The organism is Serratia sp. CMO1 (assembly GCF_015689115.1).
Lineage (GTDB): Bacteria > Pseudomonadota > Gammaproteobacteria > Enterobacterales > Enterobacteriaceae > Serratia > Serratia marcescens.
In genome coordinates this window covers 3,334,258-3,360,733 of sequence record NZ_CP065032.1, presented here as the reverse complement: position 1 = coordinate 3,360,733, position 26,476 = coordinate 3,334,258, and the positions used below count along the sequence as shown (strand labels likewise).

The 26,476-nt window shown below is 60.7% G+C and carries 24 protein-coding genes; 17 read left to right on the top strand and 7 right to left on the bottom strand.

What is annotated here, in order from left to right:
- Positions 1-57 precede the first annotated feature (57 nt).
- The 13 genes from IT763_RS16025 to menE all read left to right on the top strand — a co-directional run bounded on the left by IT763_RS16025 (position 58) and on the right by menE (position 12,696).
- Positions 58-483: a cupin domain-containing protein gene (locus IT763_RS16025; RefSeq protein WP_049300062.1), complete on the top strand. Its 426-nt coding sequence runs from the start codon at positions 58-60 to the stop codon at positions 481-483.
- A 43-nt stretch (positions 484-526) separates the two neighbouring features.
- Entirely contained in the window at positions 527-1,390 is an 864-nt protein-coding gene (locus tag IT763_RS16020; RefSeq protein ID WP_049241827.1) for a DMT family transporter, read from the top strand.
- 19 nt (positions 1,391-1,409) lie between these two features.
- Entirely contained in the window at positions 1,410-1,946 is a 537-nt protein-coding gene (locus IT763_RS16015) for a DUF2938 family protein (protein WP_164053651.1), read from the top strand.
- A gap of 137 nt (positions 1,947-2,083) precedes the next feature.
- Complete coding sequence (locus IT763_RS16010) at positions 2,084-3,328, top strand: MFS transporter (RefSeq protein ID WP_016926913.1); 1,245 nt, start codon at positions 2,084-2,086, stop codon at positions 3,326-3,328.
- Positions 3,329-3,562: 234 nt separating this feature from the next.
- Positions 3,563-4,072 (top strand): DUF1097 domain-containing protein, encoded by a 510-nt coding sequence (locus IT763_RS16005; protein WP_016926914.1) that lies wholly within the window; start codon positions 3,563-3,565, stop codon positions 4,070-4,072.
- Between the two features lie 363 nt (positions 4,073-4,435).
- Positions 4,436-5,200, top strand: a complete 765-nt coding sequence (idnO, locus tag IT763_RS16000) for a gluconate 5-dehydrogenase (protein WP_016926915.1) — start codon at positions 4,436-4,438, stop codon at positions 5,198-5,200.
- 22 nt (positions 5,201-5,222) lie between these two features.
- Positions 5,223-6,254 carry an L-idonate 5-dehydrogenase gene (gene idnD, locus IT763_RS15995; RefSeq protein WP_206194834.1) on the top strand — a complete coding sequence of 344 codons (1,032 nt, stop codon included), beginning with the start codon at positions 5,223-5,225 and terminating at the stop codon, positions 6,252-6,254.
- Positions 6,255-6,335: 81 nt separating this feature from the next.
- Positions 6,336-6,647 (top strand): stress response protein ElaB, encoded by a 312-nt coding sequence (elaB, locus tag IT763_RS15990; RefSeq protein WP_028127745.1) that lies wholly within the window; start codon positions 6,336-6,338, stop codon positions 6,645-6,647.
- Between the two features lie 380 nt (positions 6,648-7,027).
- Entirely contained in the window at positions 7,028-8,704 is a 1,677-nt protein-coding gene (gene menD / locus IT763_RS15985) for a 2-succinyl-5-enolpyruvyl-6-hydroxy-3-cyclohexene-1-carboxylic-acid synthase (protein ID WP_206194833.1), read from the top strand.
- Positions 8,701-9,471, top strand: coding sequence for a 2-succinyl-6-hydroxy-2,4-cyclohexadiene-1-carboxylate synthase (gene menH, locus IT763_RS15980; protein WP_049300059.1), 771 nt, complete (start codon positions 8,701-8,703; stop codon positions 9,469-9,471). The genes menD and menH overlap by 4 nt, the downstream gene beginning before the upstream one ends.
- An 11-nt stretch (positions 9,472-9,482) precedes the next feature.
- Positions 9,483-10,340 carry a 1,4-dihydroxy-2-naphthoyl-CoA synthase gene (menB, locus tag IT763_RS15975; protein WP_016926920.1) on the top strand — a complete coding sequence of 286 codons (858 nt, stop codon included), beginning with the start codon at positions 9,483-9,485 and terminating at the stop codon, positions 10,338-10,340.
- Positions 10,340-11,323, top strand: coding sequence for an o-succinylbenzoate synthase (gene menC, locus IT763_RS15970; protein ID WP_206194832.1), 984 nt, complete (start codon positions 10,340-10,342; stop codon positions 11,321-11,323). Before menB ends, menC begins: the two co-directional genes overlap by 1 nt.
- On the top strand, positions 11,311-12,696 hold the full coding sequence (gene menE, locus IT763_RS15965) for an o-succinylbenzoate--CoA ligase (RefSeq protein ID WP_206194831.1): 1,386 nt from the start codon (positions 11,311-11,313) through the stop codon (positions 12,694-12,696). The genes menC and menE overlap by 13 nt, the downstream gene beginning before the upstream one ends.
- Before the next feature lie 44 nt (positions 12,697-12,740).
- Here the strand turns inward: menE and katA are convergent, their stop codons facing one another.
- On the bottom strand, positions 12,741-14,177 hold the full coding sequence (gene katA, locus IT763_RS15960) for a catalase KatA (RefSeq protein WP_206194830.1): 1,437 nt from the start codon (positions 14,175-14,177) through the stop codon (positions 12,741-12,743).
- A 338-nt stretch (positions 14,178-14,515) separates the two neighbouring features.
- Between katA and IT763_RS15955 the strand changes: the two genes are divergently transcribed.
- On the top strand, positions 14,516-15,055 hold the full coding sequence (locus IT763_RS15955) for a YfaZ family outer membrane protein (protein WP_004935943.1): 540 nt from the start codon (positions 14,516-14,518) through the stop codon (positions 15,053-15,055).
- A gap of 61 nt (positions 15,056-15,116) precedes the next feature.
- Here the strand turns inward: IT763_RS15955 and tyrP are convergent, their stop codons facing one another.
- Positions 15,117-16,325, bottom strand: a complete 1,209-nt coding sequence (gene tyrP, locus IT763_RS15950; protein WP_015378562.1) for a tyrosine transporter TyrP — start codon at positions 16,323-16,325, stop codon at positions 15,117-15,119.
- Between the two features lie 245 nt (positions 16,326-16,570).
- On the opposite strand from tyrP, the gene IT763_RS15945 reads away from it, so the two are divergent.
- Complete coding sequence (locus IT763_RS15945; protein WP_049300056.1) at positions 16,571-17,767, top strand: nicotinamide mononucleotide deamidase-related protein YfaY; 1,197 nt, start codon at positions 16,571-16,573, stop codon at positions 17,765-17,767.
- Here IT763_RS15945 and IT763_RS15940 read toward each other — a convergent pair.
- Positions 17,757-18,116: an NAD(P)/FAD-dependent oxidoreductase gene (locus IT763_RS15940; protein ID WP_233504956.1), complete on the bottom strand. Its 360-nt coding sequence runs from the start codon at positions 18,114-18,116 to the stop codon at positions 17,757-17,759. The two genes, IT763_RS15945 and IT763_RS15940, sit on opposite strands and share 11 nt — an antisense overlap.
- 316 nt (positions 18,117-18,432) lie before the next feature.
- On the opposite strand from IT763_RS15940, the gene IT763_RS23480 reads away from it, so the two are divergent.
- Positions 18,433-18,585: a Hok/Gef family protein gene (locus tag IT763_RS23480; protein WP_004935921.1), complete on the top strand. Its 153-nt coding sequence runs from the start codon at positions 18,433-18,435 to the stop codon at positions 18,583-18,585.
- A gap of 59 nt (positions 18,586-18,644) precedes the next feature.
- Here IT763_RS23480 and yfaE read toward each other — a convergent pair whose 3' ends face one another.
- From yfaE to ubiG, 4 genes are all read right to left on the bottom strand, one after another.
- On the bottom strand, positions 18,645-18,905 hold the full coding sequence (gene yfaE, locus IT763_RS15930) for a class I ribonucleotide reductase maintenance protein YfaE (RefSeq protein WP_016926927.1): 261 nt from the start codon (positions 18,903-18,905) through the stop codon (positions 18,645-18,647).
- Positions 18,906-18,908: 3 nt separating this feature from the next.
- Positions 18,909-20,039, bottom strand: coding sequence for a class Ia ribonucleoside-diphosphate reductase subunit beta (gene nrdB / locus IT763_RS15925; protein ID WP_004935915.1), 1,131 nt, complete (start codon positions 20,037-20,039; stop codon positions 18,909-18,911).
- A gap of 67 nt (positions 20,040-20,106) precedes the next feature.
- Positions 20,107-22,395, bottom strand: a complete 2,289-nt coding sequence (nrdA, locus tag IT763_RS15920) for a class 1a ribonucleoside-diphosphate reductase subunit alpha (protein ID WP_016926928.1) — start codon at positions 22,393-22,395, stop codon at positions 20,107-20,109.
- A 438-nt stretch (positions 22,396-22,833) separates the two neighbouring features.
- The gene (gene ubiG / locus IT763_RS15915) at positions 22,834-23,559 is read right to left on the bottom strand and encodes a bifunctional 2-polyprenyl-6-hydroxyphenol methylase/3-demethylubiquinol 3-O-methyltransferase UbiG (RefSeq protein WP_004935909.1); all 726 of its coding nucleotides are present in this window, start codon (positions 23,557-23,559) and stop codon (positions 22,834-22,836) included.
- Between the two features lie 212 nt (positions 23,560-23,771).
- Here ubiG and gyrA point away from each other — a divergent pair, with 212 nt between their 5' ends.
- Complete coding sequence (gene gyrA / locus IT763_RS15910; RefSeq protein ID WP_028127742.1) at positions 23,772-26,414, top strand: DNA topoisomerase (ATP-hydrolyzing) subunit A; 2,643 nt, start codon at positions 23,772-23,774, stop codon at positions 26,412-26,414.
- The last annotated feature ends 62 nt before the right edge of the window (positions 26,415-26,476 follow it).

Below are 26,476 nucleotides of genomic sequence, written 5' to 3'. Positions count from 1 at the left end.
AGGTTCACCGCGCGCGGCGCCTGGCATTTTTACTCGCGGCAGTCAGGGAGCGATAAGATGGTTAAGTGGGGCATTTTGGCATTGTTGGCAGTATTTCAGGGGCCGGTTCAGGCTGCCGAGGGGCATGGCGAAGGCATCGTCAAAACGACGTTGCTCAAGACCGACAGCGCGTGGGAGGGCTCGGCATATCGTCAGTATCCCGCCGGCGCACCGCAGATCACCATGCTGAAGGTGACGGTAGAGCCGAACAAGGTACTGGCCTGGCATACGCATCCTTGCATCAGCGCAGTGTACATGAGCGGCGGCAGCGTTTCGCTCACCGTCAGGACAACCGGTGAACGCCGCACGTTCCGGCAGGGGGATTCGTTTACCGATACCGTGGATATCGTGCACCAAGGCGTTTCCGGCGAGCAAGGCGCCGAAATGCTGGTGTTCTTCGCTTGCGCGGACGATAAACCGTTGACGGTGAAAGCCGCCGGGTAGTGTTGATACGGCCCAGACCAAAGGCCGTTAATAAGAGAAGATCATGGTAGCTTTGTGGATGGTCGTCGCCAGCGGGTTCTTTGCGCTGATGGGTGCTTGCATCAAGTTGGCGTCGACGACGGTCGGATTTTTCGACATCATTTTTTATCGTTCTCTCATCAATGTGCTGATCGTCGCGGCGCTGATCAAGATCCAGCGCCTCGGTTTTCGCACCCGTCATCTCGGATTGCATATGAAGCGGGCGGCGATAGGCAATGCGGCGATGTACTGCGGTTTTTATTCGCTGATACATCTGCCGATCGCCACCGCCACCACGTTGGGTTATACCAATCCCCTCTTTCAGTCGGCGATCGCGTTTATCACGACCCGAGGGCAACTGACCGGTCGGCTGTTGTTTTCCGTGCTGTTGGGCTTTGCCGGCATTTTGGTATTGCTGCGCCCCGACGCCCCCAACGGGGAGTACGTTGCCACGCTGGTCGGGCTGGCGGCCGGTCTGTTGACCGCGCTGGCTTACTTTAACGTCGGCAAGCTGGTGCGGCGCGGAGAGCCGGAACTGCGCGTGGTGTTCTATTTCTCGCTGGTGGGAACGCTGGTTGGCGGCCTGATGACTGCGTTACTGGGCTTTTCCTTGCTGGACGGCGCAATGCTGCTGTGCGTCTGCGCCATTGGCGTCTTCGGCAGTCTGGGGCAGATCGCCATGACTCGCGCCTACGGGGGTGGCAATGCGGTGATTGTCAGCATTCTCTCTTACAGCACCATTATTTTCTCTACGCTGCTTGGCTATCTGATATTTGGCGAGCGGCTGTCTTATATCGCCGCCGCCGGTATGGCGCTGATCGTGTTGTCCGGCGCGTTGGCGGTGCGCAAGCGTGCTTCGGCCAAGTCCGAGCAGGCGGCGGTGGCATAACGTGATAAGGAACGAAACAATGAACATGCGTCCGATTGGCGTCATGGCGATGGCGGTCTTGTTTGGCATAGTGGCGACGCTGACGATGGATGGGGTGAACAGTGTCGCCTCCAGCGTCGGTCTCATCGGCAAGCTCAACCTGGCCTTCATCGGCAAACTGATGAATCAATGGCTGCAGGGGCAATTTTGGTTTTTGCGGCCTGGCGACATTCCCGATGTGCCAGAGGCTCTGATGATGGGCTACGGCGCGCACTATTTTGCCGGCATTAGCCTGGCGATCCCGTTCTATTGCCTGATCTGCCCGCGCGTTAAGTCGGGGGGCGGCCTGTTCGTCGGGGCGCTGACGTATGGCCTGGCCTGTTCGCTGATCTCGCTGTGCTTCATTTATCCCTCGGTGGGGTTGGGGTTTTGGGGAATGGCCGGCAAAAATCCGGCTTTGCTGATCGCCAGCCTGGCCAACCATGCAGTGTATGGCGTGGCATTGGGCGGTTGCGCCATCGCTTGGCGGCGTCGCATGCTGCAGAAATGCATGCCTGACGCTGCGATGCTGCATTAATGAATCACGATGATGCATTCTTGGCTATTTTGGGCGTGATAGCCCAACGCTATGATAAGCGCGCTTCCTGAAGCCGCGTGGCCTACGGGAAGGCGCATTTATTTAGGGCGAATGCCTGATCGATTCGGGAGTAGAACATGTCAGAAAGTATCGCCGTTGAAGAAACGGCTAAAGCGAAGGCGGGTACATCGCATTTCGCTATCTTGCTGTTTCTGGCGTTGGCATTGATGTCAGCGCTGTTGAACAGCAGCGCGCCGACGCCGCTTTATCCGCTTTATCAACATGAGCTGGCGTTGAGCTCGGTCAGCCTGACGATCATCTACGGCGCTTATGCCGCCGGCGTGCTGATTTCGCTATTCGGCGTAGGCAATATGGCGGGGAAAGTAAAAGACCTGCGCAGCATGATCGTGCCGGCGCTGTTGGTGGTGTTGCTTGGCGCGCTGCTGTTTTCGGTGGCGTCATCGTTCTTCATGATGTTTATGGCACGGCTGCTGGCCGGCGTCGGCACCGGCGCCCTGACCGGTGCGGCGAATATCGCGTTGGTGCGTTTCGGGCCGCAGGACGGCGGAAAAAATGCGGCGTTGATCGCGACGCTGTCCTTTACCACCGGATTGGCCCTGGGCCCGATCTTTAGCGGCGTCGCCCTGCAAACCGGTTTTCATACCACGTCATTGCCGTTCATCATCATCATGGCCATCGCCGCCGTCGCCGCACTGGGCGTGATGCTGCGTTGGCCGCGAGAGGCGGTGGCGGCGCAGGCCGATAGCGCAGCGGCGGATAACGCGCCGGTGGCGAAGAGCTCTCTGGCGGATGGCCTGCGCGCGACCGGCGGCAAATTCTTCCTGTGCGCCGGGGCGTTGTTCATTTGTTGGGCGGTTGCCGCCAGCATTCTGGCGATAGGGCCGAGCGTCGCCGAAAAGCTGTTGGATATGCAGAGCCGTGGCGTCTTTGGCTATGTGGTCGCCGTCTATCTGGTGATTGCCGGCATCAGCCAGATTTTGAGTCGTCGCATCAACGCCCGCCATTCGCTGTTGTTCGGTTGCCTGGCTCAGGCTTTGTCGGTCGGGGTGTTCGCCGTGGCGATTCAGATCCATTCGCTGGCGCTGGCCGCCGCAGGCATGGTGATCGCCGGTTACGCCTATGGCGCGATCTTCGTCGGCAGCGCCACGCTGGTGAATCTGATTTCACCGAAAGCCAGCCATGCGCGTTTGATCTCCCTGTTCTACGTGATCGCTTATATTGCTAACTGGGTGCCGATCCTGTTGGGCGTTGTGATCGACCACGCCGATTTGCATTTGGCGACCCACTTGTTATTCCTGAGCAGCGCCGTGATTTGTTTGACGTTGAGCGTCATGGTAACGCGTGCGGGCTTCCCACGCTGAAACCGGCGTTCGGGAGGGAGGCGACAGGCGTCGCATGTAGGCATTTCATTTGAGATCGTGATTTCCCTGGTGTTGTGTTATTCCAGCGTGCTCGTCACGCTGGCTTTTTTTGTGATACACATTGATTTTTTGATATTTACATTTCCTTATTTGCATTTTTTTCGTGATTTTAGTCACGAAAAAATCACTCGCTTCGGGTAAACTGCGCGCTTTATTTTTGCCGCGGGTCACTTTATGAACGTTCTTTTCGCCATTGCCGTTACTACCGGGATCCTCTCCGGCGTTTGGGGCTGGGTTGCCGTCAGCCTGGGGCTGATCGGTTGGGCCGGTTTTCTGGGCTGCACGGCGTATTTCGCCTGCCCGCAGGGCGGGCTGAAAGGGCTGTTGATTAGCGCGTTGACCTGCTGCAGCGGCGTCTTCTGGGCAATGGCGATCATCCGCGGCAGCGAACTGGCCCCGCAGTGGAATCTGCTGGGGTATCTGCTGACCGGCGTCGTGGCGTTCCTGATGTGCATTCAGGCCAAACAGCAGTGGTTGGGGTTCGTGCCCGGCACCTTTATCGGTGCCTGCGCGACCTTCGCCGGCGGCGGCGATTGGCCGCTGGTGACGCTTTCCCTGCTGGTGGGGCTGCTATTCGGCTATGCGATGAAAAACAGCGGTCTGTGGTGGGCGGCGCGCAGCGAAAAAGCCCGCGCTACGCCGCCGGTTGGCCCGAATGTCGGCTCAAACGGTGCCGCCGAGTGAGAGACGGCAGTTCACCACCAGCGTTTGGTCACCCGGCGTTTGGGTTACGCCGGCCCATTGTGTGATGTCCTTTCGCGTAACGCGGAGGTGTTTCATTCGGTGGCCTTCACGGGCGGCGCGGCAAGGGGGATAGCGGTATGTTAACCCATCGATTTGGCGATAAAAATGAATGCACTTCTATTGGAAATAGCCATTTTTCAATCGGATAGATGATTTTTCCCCTCTTGCTGCCTGCGTGAGATCACGTTAAGGGTAACAGGGTTTCGTAACATGATTTTCAGTGATTTCCATCACGTTTTTACCGGTAACAATCGGCTGAGATAGAGGCCTGTCCGATTGGAGGCCTGATGGCCGGGAATCACCATGAACAATCTGTTTTCACTGGATAACAAGACCGTCTTGATCACCGGCGCCTCGCGCGGCATCGGTTTTCTGCTGGCACGCGGCCTGGCGCAGCAAGGCGCGCATATTCTGATCAACGCCACCACCGAAGAACATGCCCGGCACGCCGCCGATCGTTTGCGCGAAGAGGGGCTGCGCGCCGAGGCGGCGGCGTTCGACGTCACCGACTCTCAGGCGGTGCATGCCGCCATCGACCGTATCGAAGCGGACATCGGCGCGATAGACGTTTTGATCAACAACGCCGGCATCCAGCGCCGCCACCCGTTCACCGAGTTTCCGGAACAAGACTGGGACGACATCATCGCCGTCAACCAGAAGGCGGTCTTCATCGTGTCACAGACCGTGGCGCGTTACATGGTGCCGCGCCGGCGCGGCAAGATAGTCAACATCGGCTCGATGCAAAGTGAGCTGGGCCGCGACACCATCACCCCTTATGCGGCGTCCAAAGGGGCGGTGAAAATGCTCACGCGCGGCATGTGCGTGGAGCTGGCGCGCTACAATATTCAGGTCAACGGCATCGCCCCCGGCTACTTCAAAACCGAGATGACGCAGGCGCTGGCCGACGATCCGGCCTTCACCGCCTGGCTGACCCAACGCACGCCCGCCGCGCGCTGGGGCGATCCGCAGGAGCTGATCGGTGCGGCGGTGTTCCTGGCCGCCGACGCCTCCGCCTTCGTCAACGGGCAACTGCTGTTTGTCGATGGCGGCATGTCGGCGGCGGTGTAACCTTTTTCCGTGGAGTCTGGAGATGAAAATTCAAACCCAGTCCTGCGTGGTCAACGGCAAGCGAGACGTGGCGGTGATCGCGCAAGAAGTGGATTATCGGGGGCAGGGAACGCTGGTGAAAATCAGCCGCGGCGGCATCTGCGGCTCGGATCTGCATTACTTCCAGGAAGGCAAGGTCGGCAATTTTCAGGTGCGTCAGCCGATGGTGCTGGGCCATGAGGTGATCGGTGAGGTGGTCGCCAGCGATTCGCCGCAGCTGCCGGTCGGGCAGAAGGTGGCGCTCAATCCCAGCACACCCTGTGGGCAGTGCAAATACTGTCTGGCGCAGCAAAGCAATCAATGCGTCGAGATGCGTTTTTTCGGCAGCGCGATGTATTTTCCGCACGTCGACGGCGCTTTTACCCAATACAAAGTGGTGGATAGCGCGCAGTGCATTCCTTACGCCGCCGATCGCGACGACAGGGTGATGGTGTTCGCCGAACCGCTGGCGGTGGCTGTCCACGCGGCGAAGCAGCCCGGCGATGTGACGGGGAAAAAGATTTTCGTGTCCGGCGTTGGCCCGATCGGCTGTCTGCTGGTGGCGGCGCTGAAAGCGCTGGGCGCCGCCGAGATTGTCTGCGCCGATCTCAGTCCGCGCTGCCTGGCGATCGCGAGGCAAATGGGGGCGAATCGGTGCCTGCATGCTGCGGACGACGATTTTAGCGACTATCAGCAGGGCAAGGGCTATTTCGACGTCGCCTTCGAAGTGGCGGGACATCCGCTGTCGCTGCAGCGCTGCCTGGAGCTCACCCGCGCCAAAGGCACTGTGGTGCAGGTGGGCATGGGCGGCAGCTTCCCCGATTTTCCGCTGATGTTGTTGATTGCCAAGGAACTGAATCTGCTTGGATCGTTCCGCTTCGTGGCGGAGTTCGCGTTGGCGGTGGCCTGGCTGGCCGACGGCGTGATCGATCCGCTGCCGTTGCTGTCGGCGGAATTCGCCAGCGGGCAGTTGGCGCAGGCGCTGACGTTTGCCGGCGATAAACGCCTGGCCGCCAAGGTGCAATTGGTGTTTTAGGGTAAAAGTCCGATGGCCGCAGGCGGTGATCCTTGTCTATAGTGTAGGAACGCTTAATTTTTCAACCACGGAGATCTCACGATGGCAAGACATACGGATGCTGAGCAAACTACGCTGGATGACGATCTGAGAATGCTGACCGAGACGCTGGAAGAAGTGCTGCAATACACCGGCGATCGTGCGGATCAGGCCTATATCGACATCAAGTCGCACGCCGAGCAGGCGCTGAGTGAGGTCAAGGCGCGCTGGGCGAACACGGGCGAATCCTACTATGCGCGCGCCAAAGAAGCGGTGCACCGCACCGACGACTACGTGCGGGACAAACCCTGGCACGGCGTGGGCATCGGCGCCACCGTCGGGCTGGTGTTGGGGCTGCTGCTGGCCCGCAAATAAATCATGTCATCGGGGCGGCGCAGGCCGCCTCGTGCTTTTCTGCAGACTGTGTCGTTCATCCCGCCGTTTCCCCGATCGCTTGCCCTTATCCCGCCTATACTTCCCGCTAGCCGCCGTTGGAGCGCCTCTATTTCCCTTGTTTTTGTATGGACGGATTGAGCCGGCGTCGCCGCAAGTGTAAAGTATTTGTGTTTTAATTGTTTATTTTTTGTTCTAAATCAAATAATTATCTGGTGTAAACACTCAGGGATATACGGCGTTTTTGCGCTGGCGCAAAAGCCGTGAAAATAACACCTCATATAATACAGAGCGTAACTACAGGCGCGGCGTCCGTCGGCTGCGCCGGAGACGATCTCTGCTAACTGACTTGTGAGCGAACTATGTCGACAAGTGTTTTTAATCGCCGGTGGGCGGCTGTGCTGCTCGAGGCGCTGGCCCGCCATGGGGTGCGGCATGTTTGTATCGCTCCGGGATCGCGCTCCACGCCGCTGACGCTGGCCGCTGCGGCCAACCGATCGTTTATCTGCCATACCCATTTTGATGAGCGCGGGCTCGGCCATTTGGCGCTCGGTCTGGCGAAGGCGGCGCATGAGCCGGTGGCGGTGATCGTCACGTCCGGCACCGCGGCGGCGAACCTTTATCCCGCGTTGATCGAAGCCGGCCTGACCGGTGAACGGCTGGTGTTTCTCACCGCCGATCGGCCGCCGGAACTGATCGACTGCGGCGCCAATCAGGCGATCCGTCAAAACGGTCTCTACAGCAGCCACCCGACGTTGGCGATCGATCTGCCGCGTCCGACGCCGGATATTCCGGCCGCGTGGCTGGCCTCCAGCGTCGACAGCGCGATGGCGCGCCTGCAGCATGGCGCTTTGCATATCAACTGCCCGTTCGCCGAACCGCTGTACGGCGGCGATGAGCGTCAGTATGCCGATTGGTCCGCCGCGCTGGGCGACTGGTGGCAGGGCGATCGTCCGTGGCTGCAGGAAAGCGAGACGCGTGCGGCGTCGTCGCCGCAGCCGGACTGGTTCTTCTGGCGGCAAAAACGCGGCGTGGTGCTGGCCGGCCGCATGAGCGCGGAAGAGGGCGCGCGGCTGGCCGACTGGGCCGAGACGCTGGGCTGGCCGCTGATCGGCGATGTGCTGTCGCAGACCGGGCAACCGCTGCCCTGCGCCGATTTATGGCTCGCGCATCCGCAGGCGCAGCGCCTGTTGCAAGACGCGCAGCTGGTGGTGCAGTTCGGCGGCAGCTTGACCAGCAAACGCCTGCTGCAGTGGCAGACGCAGTGCCGGCCGGAAGAGTATTGGGTTATCGACGAGCTGCCGGGGCGGCTCGATCCGGCCCAGCACCGGGGGCGGCGCTTGCGCGCCGGGGTGGCGCAGTGGTTGGCGCAGCATCCGGCGCAACCGCGCGCACCGTGGGCCGCCGGGCTGGCGGCCTTGGCGGATAAGGCGCTGACGGCGGCGTCCACGCATCTGCACGATAACTTTGGCGAAGCGCAGCTGGCGCACCGCCTGCCGGAGCTGCTGCCGGAGAACGGCCAGCTGTTTCTCGGCAACAGCCTGGTGGTGCGACTGATCGACGCGTTAACGACGCTGCCTGCCGCTTACCCGGTATTCAGCAACCGCGGCGCCAGCGGCATCGACGGTCTGATTTCCACCGCCGCTGGCGTACAGCGCGCCACCGCGAGGCCGACGTTGGCGGTGGTGGGCGACCTTTCCGCGTTGTATGACCTCAATGCGCTGGCGTTGTTGCGCCACGGTTCGGCGCCGACGGTGCTGATCGTCGTCAATAACAACGGCGGCCAAATTTTCTCGCTGTTGCCGACGCCGGACGAGGAGCGCCAACGCTTTTACTGCATGCCGCAGAACGTCGAGTTCAGCCACGCGGCGGCGATGTTCCAGCTTGACTACGCGCGGCCGGAAAACTGGAGCCAGCTGCAACAGGCGGTTGAGCAAGGCTGGCGGCGCGGCGGCGCCACGCTGATAGAACTGCAGGTGCCACCGAGCGCAGGAGCCGAAAGCCTGCAATACCTGGTGCAACAGATGGCGGTGCAATGATGCTGGCGACGCGAATTTTGCAACAGGGCGAAGCGGGCCGCCCGTGGCTGGTGTGGCTGCACGGCCTGCTCGGCAACAACAACGAATGGCGGGTGATCGCCGCGCGCTGCCCGGAATGGCCGTCGCTGGCCATCGATCTGCCCGGCCACGGCGATTCCGTGGCGGTGACCTGCCGCGGCTTCGACGACATCAGCGCGCAAATCGCCGCTACGCTGCAGCTGCGCAATATTGAACGTTATTGGCTGGTGGGCTATTCGCTCGGCGGGCGCATCGCCATGTATCACGCTTGCCACGGCCGCCATGCCGGGCTGCAAGGCGTGATCGTCGAGGGCGGCAATCCGGGGCTGGAGGACGAAAAACAGCGCCGCCATCGCTGCGAGCAGGATGCACTGTGGGCGGCGCGTTTTCGCAGTGAACCGATCGCCGAGGTGCTGGCGGACTGGTATCAGCAGCCGGTGTTCAAAGAGCTTAGCCATGTGCACCGTCAGGCGTTGATCGCCGCGCGTTCGGTCAACAGCGGCCCGGCGATTGCCGACATGCTCGAAGCCACGTCGCTCGGGCGGCAGCCCTATCTGGCGCCGCAGCTGCGCCAACTGACCGTGCCGCTGCGGGTGCTGTGCGGTGAGAACGACCCCAAATTTCAACGGCTGGCGCGCGACGCCGGGTTGCCGTTGCGCATCGTGCCGCAGGCCGGCCACAACGCGCATCTGGCCAATCCGCAGGATTTCGTCGCCGAGCTGCAGACCTTTCTCGTTAACCCTGGTTAAAGGAACCGAACATGCTTTATCCGAATGAAGAACACCTGTATGCCGCCATTGCCTGGCAGGATTGCACCGGCGATTTCGAAGACATTCTGTATCACAAGTCCGCCGACGGCATCGCCAAAATCACCATCAACCGGCCGCAGGTGCGCAACGCGTTTCGTCCGCAAACGGTCAAAGAGATGATCGACGCGCTGGCCAACGCCCGTTACGACGACGGCATCGGCGTCATTATTCTGACCGGCGCCGGCGATAGGGCCTTCTGCTCCGGCGGCGACCAGAAAGTGCGCGGCGACTACGGCGGCTATCGCGACGACAGCGGCGTACATCACCTCAACGTGCTGGACTTTCAGCGCCAGATCCGCACCTGCCCGAAACCGGTGGTGGCGATGGTGGCCGGCTATTCGATCGGCGGCGGCCACGTGCTGCACATGATGTGCGATCTGACCATCGCGGCGGATAACGCCATCTTCGGCCAGACCGGCCCGAAAGTGGGCTCGTTTGACGGCGGCTGGGGGGCGTCTTACATGGCGCGCATCGTCGGCCAGAAGAAGGCGCGCGAAATCTGGTTCCTGTGCCGTCAGTACGACGCCGCCGCCGCGCTGGACATGGGCCTGGTCAATACCGTGGTGCCGCTGGCCGATCTGGAAAAAGAGACGGTGCGCTGGTGCCGCGAAATGCTGCAGAACAGCCCGATGGCGCTGCGCTGCCTGAAGGCGGCGCTGAATGCCGACTGCGACGGCCAGGCCGGTTTGCAGGAGCTGGCGGGCAACGCCACCATGTTGTTCTACATGACCGACGAAGGGCAGGAAGGGCGCAACGCGTTCAACGAGAAGCGCCAACCGGACTTCAGCAAATTCAAGCGTAACCCGTAATGAGCGGAGCAAACCGCAGCGCGGCGCTATACCGTTACAGCCTGCCGATGGAGGCGGGCGTGGTGCTGCGCAATCAGCGGTTGAAAACGCGTGACGGATGGGTGGTGCAACTGCGCCAGGGCGAGCGTGAGGGTTGGGGCGAGATCGCGCCGCTGCCGGAATTCAGTCGGGAAACGTTGGCGCAGGCCGAACAGGCCGCGTTGGGCTGGCTGCAGGCGTGGTTGGCGGGCAACGAACCGGATGACAGCGCGCTGCCCTCGGTGGCCTTTGGGCTCAGCTGTGCGCAGGCCGAGCTGGAGCAGCGCTTGCCGATGCAGGCGGATTTTCGCAAGGCGCCGCTGTGTACCGGCGATCCGGACGAGCTGTTCGAGACATTGAGCGCTTTGCCGGGCGAGAAAGTCGCCAAGGTGAAAGTAGGGCTGTATGAGGCGGTGCGCGACGGCATGATCGTCAACGTGCTGCTGGAGGCGCTGCCGGATCTGCGGCTGCGGCTGGATGCCAACCGCAGTTGGACCCGCGCCAAAGCCGACGGCTTCGCCAAATACGTCAACCCGGCGTGGCGCGATCGCATCGCCTTTTTGGAAGAGCCCTGCAAGACCCGTGATGAATCGCGCGATTTCGCCCGGGCGACCGGCATCGCCATCGCCTGGGATGAGAGCGTGCGCGAGGCGGATTTTGTGGTGCAGGCCGAGCCGGGCGTGGCGGCCATTGTGATCAAGCCGACGTTGGTCGGCAGTCTGACGCGCTGCCAGGCGCTGGTAGCGCAGGCGCACGCGGCGGGGCTGACGGCGGTGATCAGCGCCAGCATCGAGTCCAGCCTGGGGTTGACCCAGCTGGCGCGCATCGCCCATTGGCTGACGCCGGACACCGTGCCGGGCCTGGACACGCTGGGGTTGATGCAGGCGCAGGTGCTGCGCCCGTGGCCGGGCAGCGCGTTGCCGCTGCTGGATGTCTCGGCGCTGGAGTGTCTATGGCGCGGTTAAGCGATTGGCCGTGGCGGCATTGGGCGCGCCTTCAGCCGCAGGCGACGGCGCTGTTGCTCGGCGAACGGCCGCTGAGCTGGCTGGCGTTGCAAAGCCAGGTGGATGAACTGGCGGCGGACTTTCAGCATCAGGGCGTAGAACCGGGCTGCGGCGTGGCGCTCTGCGGCAAAAACAGCTATCCGTTGCTGTTGGCCTATCTGGCGCTGCTGCAATGCGGCGCGCGCCTGTTGCCGCTCAATCCCGCCTTGCCGACGCCGCTGTTGGCGCAGCTGTTGCCGGAATTGGATATGACCTTTGTCTTCGGCCCGGACTCGTTGCCGGCGTTGCCGGAAGAGGTGATTCGGTTGACGCCGCCCTCGACCGAGCCGCGTTGGCCAGACCTGCCGACGTGGGATGCGCAGCGTCTGGCGACGCTGACGCTGACCTCGGGTTCCAGCGGCATGCCGAAAGCGGCGGCGCACAGCTACGCCAATCATCTGGCCAGCGCCGCCGGGGTGTTGCGGTTGATGGATTTTCAACGTGAGGATTGCTGGCTGTTGTCACTGCCGCTGTTTCACGTCTCCGGCCAGGGCATCGTCTGGCGCTGGTTGGCGGCGGGCGCCCGATTGGCGGTGCGCGAGATGCAGCCGCTGGCGGAGGCATTGGCGGGATGCACGCATGCTTCGCTGGTGCCGACGCAGCTCTGGCGGCTGCTGGAGCAACCCCTGACGGGCATGATGTTGAAAGCGGTGCTGCTCGGCGGCGCGATGATCCCGGTGGAGCTGACCGAACGGGCGGAGGCGGCGGGGATCCGCTGCTGGTGCGGCTACGGGCTGACCGAACTGGCCTCCACGGTGTGCGCCAAGCGCGCCGATGCGCGGCCGGGCGTCGGCCTGCCGCTCGGCGGCCGCGAAGTAAAACTGGTGGGCGAAGAGGTCTGGATCCGCGCTGACAGCCTGGCGCTCGGCTACTGGCGTCATGGCTATCTGCAGCCGTTGGCCGATGAACAGGGCTGGTTCGCGACCCGCGATCGCGGCGTGATGGCTGAGGGAGAACTGCGCATTCTCGGCCGGCTGGACAACCTGTTTTTCAGCGGCGGCGAAGGGGTGCAGCCCGAGGATATCGAACGCGTGCTGGCGGCGCACCCGCAGATCACGCAGGCGTTTGTGGTGCCGATGGCGGACGCCGAGTTCGGCCAGCGGCCGGTGGCGGTGATCGACGGCGATCCGGCGCTGTCGCTGGCGACGCTGCTCGCCTGGTCGCAGGACCAGCTGGCCAATTTCCAACGCCCGGCGGCGTTGCTCCCGTTGCCTGACGAGCTGAAAAACGGCGGCATCAAGATTTCGCGCCGCCAGTTGCAGCAGTGGGTGGCGCAGCGTCTCTCCCAGGCATAAAAAAGCCGCCCGAAAGGGCGGCTGAGTGGATGGCTGCAGGAGGGTTATTTCAGCCCCAACGCCTTGGCGACGCCGGCGCCGTAGTCCGGATGCACCTTGGTGAACAGCTCGACCTGACGGCGCTGGATCTGTTCCGGCACCTGCGACAGTTCGCCGGCGATGCGGGTGAACATGCGCTGGTGCTCTTCGGCGCTCAGCAGGTTGAACAGCGCGCGCGGCTGGCTGTAGTAATCGTCGTCTTCACGATGGTTCCAGTGATCGGCCGCGCCCTCAATGCTCAGCGGCGGCTCGCTGAAGTCCGGCTGCTCCTGGAACAGGCCGAAGCTGTTCGGTTCGTAGGTGGCGCCGTTGCCGCTGTTGCCGTCCACGCGCATCGAACCGTCGCGATGATAGTTGTGGAACGGGCATTTGGCGCCGTTCACCGGGATCTGGTGATGGTTGACGCCCAGGCGGTAGCGGTGCGCATCGCCATAGGAGAACAGACGGCCCTGCAGCATTTTATCCGGCGAGAAACTGATGCCCGGCACCACGTTGGCGGGGTTCATCGCCACCTGTTCGACTTCGGAGAAGTAGTTGTCGGGATTGCGGTTCAACTCGAAATAACCGACGTCGATCAGCGGGTAGTCGCCGTGCGGCCATACCTTGGTCAGATCGAATGGGTTATATGGCGTCTGAGAGGCTTCGTGTTCCGGCATGATCTGAATTTGCAGCTTCCAGCGCGGGAAGTCGCCGCGTTTGATCGCCTCGAACAAATCGCGCTGTGAGCTTTCGCGATCCTTGGCGATGATCGCTTCCGCCTCTTCATCCATCAGGTTTTCAATACCCTGTTCGCAGCGGAAGTGGAATTTCACCCAGAAACGTTCGTTGGCGGCATTGATAAAGCTGAAGGTGTGGCTGCCGAAGCCGTGCATGTGGCGGTAGGACTTCGGAATGCCGCGATCGCTGAAGTCGATGGTCAGCTGGTGCAGTGATTCCGGCAGGTGGGAGAAGAAGTCCCACTTGTAGACCGGATTGCGCAGGTTGGTATGCGGATCGCGTTTCACCACGTGGTTGAGATCGGGGAATTTCAGCGGATCGCGCAGATAGAACACCGGCGTATCGTTACCCACCAGATCCCAGTTGCCTTCTTCGGTATAGAACTTCATGGCGAAGCCGCGAATGTCGCGTTCGGCGTCGGCGGCGCCGCGTTCACCGGCGACGGTGGAGAAGCGGATAAACATGTCGGTCTGCTTACCGATTTCGGAGAAGATCTTGGCGCGGGTGTAGCGGGTGATGTCGTGGGTGACGGTAAAGGTGCCGTAGGCGCCGGATCCCTTGGCGTGCATGCGACGCTCGGGGATGACTTCACGGTCGAAGTGGGCCAGTTTTTCCAGGAACCACACGTCCTGCAACAGCATCGGGCCGCGTTTGCCCGCGGTGATCACGTTATTGTTATCGACAACCGGGGCGCCGGCTGCGGTGGTCAGTCCTTTCTTGCTCATCACTTGCTCCTTATCGTAGTGCAGTTAAGTAAAGACTCGGGCGGTTTAAGCGTTCATCAGCATAGTCCTTTGGCGGGGCTTCTTCCCCTGACCTTGGTCAAAGCCACTACTAGTTGTAGCCCTATTGCCGAGCGACGGCAAATAGGTCTCGGTTATCGTTGGCATCGCCTTGACGAATATGGATTTTTGTTTGCAAATTTTTACATTTATTTGATTATTGAAGAATTTTTTCGCTTTTATCCCTTAAATACTCATTGCGCTTTGGTATAGACTCGTGACGTTATTATTATGCGTTGATTCGATCATTCGGTACGGATGACAAACCAGAGGGAAAGATGATGAAAAAGACTTGGGTCGCGTGCGCGGCAGGATTGCTGTTGGTGACCGGCGCGGCGAACGCCATCAGCGTGTCGGGCGAAGCCGGGCAACACTACACCAACCTGGGCGTCGGCATGAGCACCGGCTCTTCAGGTCTTGGCCTGACCGGCAACTGGGCGCGCAGCGACCACGACGGCAACGTCGGCAGCGTGGGGTTGAACTTCGGCGTGCCGCTGGGGCCGTTGACGGCGACCGTGGGCGCCAAAGCGCTGTACCTCAGCCCGAAAGATGGGAAGAGCGGCGGGGCGGTGGCGCTGGGCGGCGGCCTGGAGTGGGAAATTAACCGTTACTTCAGCCTGCACGGCGAAGGGTACTTTGCCCCTGAGTCTTTCACCAGCGGCGTGAAGGCCTATAACGAAGCCAGCGGCGGCCTGCGCTGGAAGTTCCGTCCGCTGAGCGTGGACGTGGGCTACCGTTACATGCAAATGGAAGGCAAAGACGGGCGTCGCGACAATACGCTGGCCGATGGCCCTTATGTCGGCGTGGGCCTGAGCTTCTGACGCTCAGCAAAAAGGGGCCATTGCGGCCCCTTTCTCTTTATCATTTCTTGTCTTTCGTCGCTTACCCGACCGCCGGCAGCATGCCGCTGGCGATGCCCAGTTGGATGGCGATCACCGTCACCCCGCAGACAAACACCAACGCCAGCGCCGGCGTACCGCCCCAGACGCGATACTGCGCCTGATGCTTTTGGCGGGTTTTCCACACCAGCAGTGAAGGCAACAGCAGCGCCAACACCGACAAGGCGATGGCGGCGAATCCCAGCGCCAGCACGAAGCCGCGCGGGTAGAACAGCGCGAAGGCCAGCGGCGGCAGGAAGGTGATGGCGCCGGTTTGCAGGCGGCCGCGCACGTTATCTTGCCGCTTGAACAGGTCGGCCAGGAAATCGAACAGCCCGAGCGCCACGCCGAGGAACGAGGTCGCCAGCGCCAGATCGGCGAACAGGTGCACCGCCAGTTCAACGTGCGGCGAAGCCACCGCGTCGCGCACCGCCTGCAACAGGCCGTTCAGCCCGGCCTGCTGCGCCAGAATGCCGACGAAGGTGTCGGAGCTGATGCTGCCCAGCGTCGCCAGCTGCCAGAAGATATAGGCCATCAGCGGGATGGCGCTGCCGATGATAAATACCCAGCGCAGTTTGCGAATGTTGCCGCCCATGTAGTTGACGATGCTCGGCACGCTGCCGTGGAAGCCGAAAGAAGTGAAGATCACCGGAATGGCCGACAGCGCCAGGCCTTGCTCCAGCGGCAATGTCATCAGATTGGTTTGGTGGATATTCGGCAACATCAGGCCGAGCATCACCACCAGAAATACCACTTTGGCGCTGAACAGGATGCGGTTGAACAAGTCGACCGAGTGGGTGCCGATGCACACCACGCCGCCGGCCACCAGGGTGAACAGCAGGACGCCGAGCGACACCGGGAAGTCCTGCGATGTCCATTGGCTGATGCTGGTGGCGAGCAGTTCGCCGGCGCCGCTGATATAGGCGGCGGTGAGGGCGTACATCAGGAACATCATGCTAAAGCTGGTCAGCCACTGGCCGCCGCCGCCGAGATAACGTTTGGCGAGCGTGCCCAGACCGGTATCCGCCTGCTCATGCTGGTAAACCTCCACCAGCAGCAGCGCGGTGTAACACATCAACAGCCACAGCCCGACCAGTAAGGCCAGCGTGACGCCGAAGCCGACGCCGGCCGCTGCCAGCGGCATCGCCAGCATCCCGGCGCCAATGGTGGTGCCCGCCACGATAAAAACACTGCCAAGAGTGCGATTCTTCACGTTTTTTCTCTACCAGCCGAAAGATTTTGAAAATTATAGGTAACGATTTATGAGGATGGCAGGATAGTGGAAGCCCTAATTCGTGTCAAACCGGCGTTACGCATGATGTAAATAAATATTTACATTGCGGCGACCGGCATGGCACATGAGAAACGGACCCAAGGCTGAAATTATCCGAAGGCGGCTAGTGAAAAGTTATTTACGGGCTTCTATAGTGGAATGACCAAAAAATGTGGGAGAGATCAATGTTAAGGGTGGAGATGCTCAGCACCGGCGATGAGGTGCTGCACGGGCAAATTATTGATACCAACGCCGCCTGGCTGGCGGACTACCTGTTCCAGCAGGGGGTGCCGATGAGCGGGCGTGAAACGGTCGGGGACAGCCTCTCTGCGTTGATCGAGATCCTGCAGGAACGCAGCCATATCGCCGATGTGTTGATCGTCAACGGCGGCCTGGGGCCGACCAGCGACGATCTCAGCGCGCTGGCCGCCGCGAAAGCCAGCGGCGTAGAGCTGGTCGAACGGGTTGACTGGTTGGCGCGCATGGAAGCCTATTTCGCCGAGCGCGGGCGGCCGATGGCCCCTTCCAATCGCAAGCAGGCGCAGATCCCGGCCAACGCGGAAATGCTGGATAACCCGGTGGGCACCGCCTGCGGGTTCGCATTGCAGCTGAACCAATGCCTGATGTTCTTCACCCCCGGCGTGCCGTCGGAATTCAAAGTGATGGTCGAGCAGCAGATCGTACCGCGTCTGCGCCAGCGCTTCACCTTGCCGGCGCCGCCGCTGTGCCTGCGCCTGACGACCTTCGGCACCTCCGAGAGCGATCTGGCCGCCGAGCTGGATGGCATGCCGCTGCCGCCGGATGTGGTATTGGGTTACCGTTCCTCCAGCCCGATCATCGAACTGAAGCTGACCGGGCCGGAAAGCCGGCGTGCGGAAATGGAGCTGGCCTGGCGACGCGTGCGCGAAGTGGCGGGGGACAACTGCATTTTTGAAGGCACCGACGGGTTGCCGGCGACGCTGACGCAGCGCCTGAATCAGCAAGGGCTGAAGCTGGCGTTGAGCGAGCAGTTCAGTGGCGGTTTGATCAATCTGCAGCTGCAGAGCGAAGGGGCGCCGCTGGCGGGTGGCGAGCTGCTGCCGGCACACTGCATCGAAACGCTGGAAACGACGCTGGCGCGCGCCCGCTCGCTGGCGGAATTGACCGGCGCGCCGTTGGCGTTGGCGGTCAGCGCCATGCGCGATGAGCAGGTGAGCATTGCGCTGCACACGCCGCGCGGCGGCATTGGCCAGACCGTGCGTTATCGCGCGTCGCGCCACGGTCTGCGGTTGCGTCAGGAGTCGGTGGCGATGCTGGCGTTGGATATGCTGCGCCGCTGGCTGAATGGGAGCCAGGCGTGCGGTAAAAACGCCTGGCTGGAAGTGGTGGAAATTATCGAGTGACGGGCATCGGCGTTGCTGAGTCTCCCGTCTTGTCGGCCTCATCGCGCTGCATCAGCCGTTCGGACGCCAGGCGTGAAAGACGTATTGCGGCCGCGCCTCGCGTTTGCAGTTCTGTACCGTAGTTCCTGAGTGCCTGCCCGGCGCTGTCTGAGTGCGCCAGATGCGCCGCCAGGCTGGCGGCGTCTACCAGCGCGGTGTTGGCGCCGAGCCCACCCGCCGGGCTCATGGCGTGCACGGCGTCGCCGAGAAAGGCGATGCGTTCGCTGTGCCATTCCGGCATCGCCGCCGTAACCTGCACCGTCCGCACGCTGAGCGACAGGGGATCCGCCAACGCTAACGCCGTTTGCAAGGCGGGCGCCCATCCTTGCGAGATATGCCGTACGCGCGCCCGCAACGCGGTGCTTTTTTACACATCGGCGGGAAAGGGGCACTAAGCGAAATACTTTGAGGATAGTTATATATCCCTGATTAATCATAATGTTATAGGGGATATTCGCGGTGAGGGAATGCTGTTACTCTCTTGACGGGTGCTTGAGACTGTTCGTCTTGGGCATTGTGTGACAAGGCGGATAGATGAAAGCCCCAGACTGACTCTCAAATCAGAATGGGGCTGCCCTAACGCCTAGACACCGTTATGGTAGCCCCTTCACAGCAAGGAGGCAAGCATGCGCTTAAGGCATGTGTTTCACTCGCTAACCGTTGTATGTATTACGGTTTTGTTATTTATCTGGATGATAAGAGACTCGCTGTGCGAGCTGAAAATCTACCAGGAAAATATCACTATCCTGATCAGGTTGGCGTGTGAGGTGAAGCGGTAATCCTAGGGCGGGGGCAACCCCGCCTTCTGGTCTTCAGGCGCGGTTTCCGGCACCCGACTTTACATTTCCAGCTCGATATCCGTCAGCGGCATGCAGCAGCAGGGCAGGATTTCGCCGGCGTTGATAAACGCCAGCGGCTGTTGGCGGTAGGCCACTTCGCCTTTCACCAGCTTCAGGCGGCAGGCGCCGCAATAGCCGGAGCGGCATTGGTACTCCACCTGCACGTCGTGCAGTTCCAGCACGTCGAGCAGGCAGTTTTCACTGTTAGGGCAAGAGAGCTGCGTGCCGGCGGCGCGCAGCGTCACGGTTGGCGTCGTCATCGCTTACAGTTCGAAGTCGCTCAGGTCGTCGGCGTTGATCTCCGAGTCGATCTGGCCAACCAGGTAGGAGCTCACTTCCACTTCCTGCGGCGCTACCTGCACGTTGTCGGACACCAGCCAGGCGTTGATCCACGGGATCGGGTTGGAGCGGGTTTCGAACGGCAGACCGAGGCCGACCGCCTGCATGCGGATATTGGTGATGTATTCCACATACTGGCACAGGATGTCTTTGTTCAGGCCAATCATCGAGCCGTCGCGGAACAGGTATTCCGCCCACTCTTTCTCCTGCTGGGCGGCCAGCACGAACAGATCGTAGCACTCTTGCTGGCACTCCTCGGCGATCTCCGCCATTTCAGGATCGTCGGCGCCGGAACGCATCAGGTTCAGCATGTGCTGGGTGCCGGTCAGGTGCAGCGCTTCGTCGCGAGCGATCAGCTTGATGATCTTGGCGTTGCCTTCCATCAATTCGCGCTCGGCGAACGCGAAGGAGCAGGCAAAGCTGACGTAGAAACGGATCGCTTCCAGCGCGTTCACGCTCATCAGGCACAGGTACAGCTGCTTCTTCAGCGCACGCAGATTGACGGTGACGGTTTTACCGTTCACCTGGTGGGTGCCTTCACCCAGCAGGTGATAGTAGCTGGTCATCTCGATCAGATCGTCGTAGTAGCCGGAAATGTCTTTCGCGCGCTTCTTGATCTCTTCGTTGGTGACGATGTCGTCGAACACCAGCGCCGGATCGTTGACGATGTTGCGGATGATGTGGGTGTAGGAACGGGAGTGGATGGTCTCGGAGAACGACCAGGTTTCCACCCAGGTTTCCAGCTCAGGGATCGAGATCAGCGGCAGCAGGGCGACGTTCGGGCTGCGGCCCTGGATGGAGTCCAGCAGCGTCTGATACTTCAGGTTGCTGATGAAGATGTGCTTCTCGTGCTCCGGCAGCGCCTGATAATCGATGCGATCGCGGGAAACGTCAACCTCTTCCGGGCGCCAGAAGAAGGAGAGCTGTTTTTCGATCAGCTTTTCGAAGATTTCATGCTTTTGCTGGTCGAAACGCGCAACGTTTACCGACTGGCCGAAGAACATCGGCTCTTGCAGCTGGTCGTTTTTGGTCTGAGAAAAAGTGGTGTAAGCCATAAGCCTGAATCCATCGTAACGTGGCTAAATGAAGGGGCCGGAAAACTCCGGCCCGCTAGGTCAAACTTTAGATCTTGCAGGCGCCGCTTTCGCAGTCGTCATCGCCGGCCTTGGCAGGCTGCAAATCTTCCTGGGCGTCTTCCGCGCCGTCGCGGGTGTTTTGGTAGTACAGCGTTTTCACGCCGAACTTGTAGGTGGTGAGCAGGTCTTTCAACAGCTGCTTCATCGGCACCTTGCCGCCCGGGAAGCGGGTCGGATCGTAGTTGGTGTTGGCCGAAATCGACTGGTCGATGAATTTCTGCATCAGCCCCACCAGCTGCAGATAGCCGTCGTTGCTTGGCATTTCCCACAGCAGCTCGTAGTTGTCTTTCAGACGCTCATACTCCGGCACCACCTGGCGCAGGATGCCGTCTTTCGACGCCTTGATGCTGATGTGGCCGCGCGGCGGCTCGATGCCGTTGGTGGCGTTGGAAATCTGCGAAGAGGTTTCCGACGGCATCAGGGCGGACAGCGTCGAGTTGCGCAGACCGGTTTCCTGGATCTCTTTGCGCAGGGTTTCCCAGTCGTAGTGCAGCGGCTCGTTGCAGATCGCATCCAGGTCTTTCTTGTAGGTGTCGATCGGCAGGATGCCCTGCGAATAGGTGGTTTCGTTGAACCACGGGCAAGCGCCTTGTTCCTGAGCCAGGCGGTTGGAGGCTTTCAGCAGGTAGTACTGAATGGCTTCGAACGTTTTGTGGGTCAGGTTGTTGGCGCTGCCGTCGGAGTAGCGCACGCCGTTTTTCGCCAGGTAATAGGCGAAGTTGATCACGCCAATGCCCAGGGTGCGACGACCCATCGCGCCACGGTGCGCGGCCTTGATCGGATAATCCTGATAATCCAGCAGGGCGTCGAGTGAACGCACCGCCAGGGTCGCCAGCTCTTCCAGATCGTCCAGGCTGTCGATCGCGCCCAGGTTGAAGGCGGACAGGGTGCACAGCGCAATTTCGCCGTTCTCGTCGTTGACGTCTTCCAGCGGCTTGGTCGGCAGGGCGATTTCCAGGCACAGGTTGGACTGACGCACCGGCGCGATCTGCGGATCGAACGGGCTGTGGGTGTTGCAGTGGTCGACGTTCTGGATGTAGATGCGGCCGGTAGAGGCGCGCTCTTGCATCATCAGCGAGAACAGCTCAACCGCTTTCACGCGCTTCTGGCGAATGCTGTCGTCTTTTTCGTACTGGGTGTACAGACGTTCGAATTCGTCCTGATCGGCGAAGAATGCGTCATACAGCCCCGGCACGTCGGACGGGCTGAACAGGGTGATGTCTTCGCCCTTGATCAGACGCTGGTACATCAGGCGGTTCAGCTGCACGCCGTAGTCCATGTGGCGCACGCGGTTGCCTTCAACGCCGCGGTTGTTTTTCAGCACCAGCAGGCTTTCCACTTCCAGGTGCCACATCGGGTAGAACAGCGTTGCCGCGCCACCGCGCACGCCGCCCTGCGAGCAGGATTTGACGGCGGTCTGGAAGTGTTTGTAGAACGGAATGCAACCGGTATGGAAAGCTTCCCCGCCACGGATCGGGCTGCCCAGCGCGCGAATGCGGCCGGCGTTGATGCCGATGCCGGCGCGTTGCGAAACGTATTTCACAATGGCGCTGGAGGTGGCGTTGATGGAGTCCAGGCTGTCGCCGCACTCGATCAGCACGCAGGAGCTGAACTGACGGGTTGGGGTGCGCACGCCGGACATGATCGGCGTTGGCAGCGAAATCTTGAAGGTGGAAATCGCGTCGTAGAAACGTTTGACGTAGTCCAGACGAGTTTCACGCGGGTAGTTGGAGAACAGGCAAGCGGACACCAGCATGTACAGGAACTGGGCGCTTTCGTAGATCTCGCCGCTGACGCGGTTCTGCACCAGATACTTGCCTTCCAGCTGCTTGACGGCGGCATAAGAGAAGTTCATGTCGCGCCAGTGATCGATAAAGGAGTCCATCTGCTCGAACTCTTCAGCGCTGTAGTCTTCCAGCAGATGTTTATCGTATTTGCCCATCTCGACCATGCGCGTCACGTGAGCGTGCAGCTTCGGCGGTTCGAACTGGCCGTAAGCCTTTTTGCGCAGGTGGAAGATCGCCAGGCGAGCGGCCAGGTACTGATAGTCCGGCGCATCGCGGGAGATCAGATCGGCAGCGGCTTTGATGATGGTTTCGTGAATATCGGCGGTTTTGATGCCGTCATAAAACTGAATGTGGGAACGCAACTCTACTTGAGAAACCGAGACGTTGTGTAATCCTTCTGCGGCCCAATCGATGACCCGGTGGATTTTGTCGAGGTTGATGCGCTCTTTACGGCCATCGCGTTTAGTTACAAGCAGACTTTGGTTCATGTGGTGTTTTACCTGTCCGTATGGTGCCCCTAAGCAGAAGTGTAGTCGCTCTGCTCAGTATGTAAACACTATATATAGGGGTTGTATGTCGGTGAGGTAACAAGATAGTGAGAAAAAACGGCGTTTGCAAGTGAACAAAACCCGCCTAATTTGTGGATAACTTGGGGGTGAAATGTCACTTGCCTTTCGCAGTGCGCGCCGTGACTGGCGCGACAAGCTTGTCAATAAGCGAGATCAGATTTTCCTTAAAAACTGAAAAAACCGATCGTTTGGCGCTTTATTAAACGTTAGAAAAAAACGGCATATTGATCTGATTTAATATTCTAAAAAACTGTTTACAACCGCTATTTTGATCGAAGTCGCGAAAATTAGGTATTTTTCCGAATACGTCAATGGCGCCGCCCCCCGGTAATGCAGGGCCGGCGCGGTTTACCGCGTTTAACCTTCGTGCTGGGTGTGCACCATGTAGTTCACGTCAACGTTGCGCCCAAGCTTGAAATGATCGGTGATCGGGTTGTAATGCAGGCCGATCATGTGTTTTTCGCGCAGCGGCGTGCCGTCGACCCAGCCGATCAGTTCGGAAGGGCGAATGAACTTCTTATGATCGTGGGTGCCCTGCGGCACCATCTTCAGCACGTACTCCGCGCCGATCACCGCCATCAGCCAGGCTTTGGTGTTGCGGTTGATGGTGGAGAAGAACACGTGGCCGCCCGGTTTCACCAGTTGGGCGCAGGCGCGTACCACCGAGGCCGGATCCGGCACGTGCTCCAGCATCTCCATGCAGGTGACCACGTCGTAGCGCTGCGGGTTGGCCTGAGCGTGGCTTTCCACTGTCTCTTGCACATAGGTGACGTCCATGCCGCTTTCCAGGGCGTGCAGCCGGGCGACCTGCAGCGGCTCCGCGCCCATGTCCAGCCCGGTTACCTTGGCGCCTTCGCGCGCCATGCTCTCCGCCAGAATGCCGCCGCCGCAGCCCACGTCGAGCACCTGCTTGTCAAAAATGCCGCCGGCGCGCTGCATGATGTAGTTCAGGCGCAGCGGGTTGATGCGGTGCAGCGGTTTGAACTCGCCTTCCAGATCCCACCAGCGGGAGGCGACGGCCTCGAACTTGGCGATTTCCTGGTGGTCAACGTTTTGCACTCGGCTGGATGATTCTGCGTTCATGGGCTTGTCTGGCTCCTTGTTCTCGTTGCGCGGATTATACATGTTCCGGCGCGGCATCGTCTGTGCCGATGCGTTTTTAGCGCACTTATCTGCACAATTTCCGTGAAACAGCGGCGGTTATTTTCCCGTAAAGCGTGCTTTGTGATATAGTTTTACACCTTTGCCACTATGGCAGCGGGCAGATGAATCATTAGTAGAGGGATAGCAGCTCCATGAGCGACCTTGCCAGAGAAATCACACCGGTAAACATCGAAGACGAGTTGAAAAACTCGTATCTGGACTATGCGATGTCCGTTATTGTCGGACGTGCCCTGCCAGATGTTCGTGATGGACTGAAGCCGGTTCACCGCCGCGTTCTGTACGCGATGAGCGTATTGGGTAACGACTGGAATAAACCATACAAGAAATCGGCCCGTGTCGTCGGGGACGTGATCGGTAAATATCACCCGCACGGTGACAGCGCGGTTTACGACACTATCGTGCGTATGGCTCAGCCGTTTTCACTGCGCTACATGCTGGTGGACGGTCAGGGTAACTTCGGCTCCGTCGACGGCGACTCCGCGGCGGCGATGCGTTATACCGAAGTGCGCATGTCCAAGATTGCTCACGAACTGTTGGCGGATCTGGAAAAAGAAACCGTCGACTTCGTGCCTAACTATGATGGCACCGAGCAGATCCCGGCCGTCATGCCGACCAAGATCCCGAACCTGCTGGTCAACGGCTCGTCGGGCATCGCCGTGGGCATGGCTACCAATATTCCGCCGCACAACCTGGCGGAAGTCGTCAACGGCTGCCTGGCCTATATCGACGATGAAAACATCAGCATCGAAGGGCTGATGGAACACATCCCGGGGCCGGACTTCCCGACGGCGGCGATCATCAACGGTCGCCGCGGCATTGAAGAGGCCTACCGCACCGGGCGCGGCAAAGTCTACCTGCGCGCGCGCGCGGAAGTGGAAGCCGACGCCAAGACCGGGCGCGAAACCATCATCGTTCACGAGATCCCGTATCAGGTGAACAAGGCGCGTCTGATCGAGAAGATCGCCGAGCTGGTGAAAGAAAAACGCGTGGAAGGCATCAGCGCACTGCGCGACGAGTCCGATAAAGACGGCATGCGCATCGTGATCGAAGTCAAACGTGACGCGGTCGGCGAAGTGGTGCTGAACAACCTGTATGCGCTGACGCAACTGCAGGTCACCTTCGGCATCAACATGGTCGCGCTGCATCAGGGGCAGCCTAAACTGCTGAACCTGAAAGACATCCTCGAAGCCTTCGTGCGCCACCGCCGCGAAGTGGTCACCCGCCGCACCATCTTCGAACTGCGCAAGGCCCGCGACCGCGCCCATATTCTGGAAGCGCTGGCTATCGCGTTGGCCAACATCGATCCGATCATCGAGCTGATTCGCCGTGCGCCGACCCCGGCGGAAGCGAAAGTCGCGCTGGTGGCGCAGCCGTGGGATCTGGGCAACGTCAGCGCCATGCTGGAACGCGCCGGTGACGACGCCGCTCGCCCTGAGTGGCTGGAGCCGGAGTTCGGCATCCGCGACGGCAAATACTACCTGACCGAGCAGCAGGCTCAGGCGATTCTGGATCTGCGCCTGCAGAAACTGACCGGCCTGGAGCACGAGAAGCTGCTGGACGAATATAAAGAGCTGCTCAACTTTATCGCCGAGCTGATCTTTATTCTGGAAAGCCCAGAGCGCCTGATGGAAGTGATCCGCGAAGAGCTGGTGGCGGTCAAAGAGCTGTACAACGACGGCCGCCGCACCGAGATCACCGCCAATACTTCCGACATCAACATCGAAGACCTGATCAACCAGGAAGACGTGGTGGTGACCCTGTCTCACCAGGGCTATGTGAAGTATCAGCCGCTGTCCGACTATGAAGCGCAGCGCCGCGGCGGCAAAGGCAAGTCCGCCGCGCGTATTAAAGAAGAAGACTTTATCGATCGCCTGCTGGTGGCCAACACCCACGATACGATCCTGTGCTTCTCCAGCCGTGGCCGCCTGTACTGGATGAAGGTGTACCAACTGCCTGAAGCCAGCCGCGGCGCGCGCGGCCGCCCAATCGTCAACCTGCTGCCGCTGGAAGCAGACGAGCGTATCACCGCCATTCTGCCGGTGCGCGAGTATGAAGAAGGGCGCCACGTGTTCATGGCCACCGCCAGCGGTACCGTGAAGAAAACCGCGCTGACCGAGTTCAGCCGCCCACGCAGCGCCGGCATCATCGCCGTCAACCTCAACGAGGGCGATGAGCTGATCGGCGTCGATCTGACCGACGGCAGCAACGAAGTGATGCTGTTCTCCGCTAACGGTAAAGTCGTGCGCTTCCCGGAAACGCAGGTGCGTTCGATGGGCCGTACCGCGACCGGCGTGCGCGGCATCAACCTCGGCGAAGGCGATAGCGTGATCTCACTGATCGTGCCGCGCGGCGAGGGCGACATCCTGACCGTCACGCAAAACGGCTTCGGTAAACGTACTGCAGTCACCGAGTACCCGACCAAGTCACGCGCCACCCAGGGGGTTATCTCCATCAAGGTGAGCGAGCGTAACGGCCAGGTGGTCGGCGCGGTGCAGGTGGAAACCAGCGACCAGATCATGATGATCACCGATGCCGGCACGCTGGTGCGTACCCGCGTTTCGGAAGTCAGCGTGGTCGGTCGTAACACCCAGGGCGTGACGCTGATCCGCACGGCGGAAGACGAAAATGTCGTCGGTCTGCAGCGGGTGGCCGAACCGGTGGAAGACGAAGAGCTGGACAGCCTGGAACCGGGCGCGGAAGCGGTGGAAGAAGACACCACGCCGCTGGACGATGGCGACGACGCGGCTGAGCCGGTGGACGACGACAACGTTTAAGCAAGGTGAGGGCGTCGGCATGCCGACACCGTAATGCACTGAGACAAAAGGGCCTGGCAGCG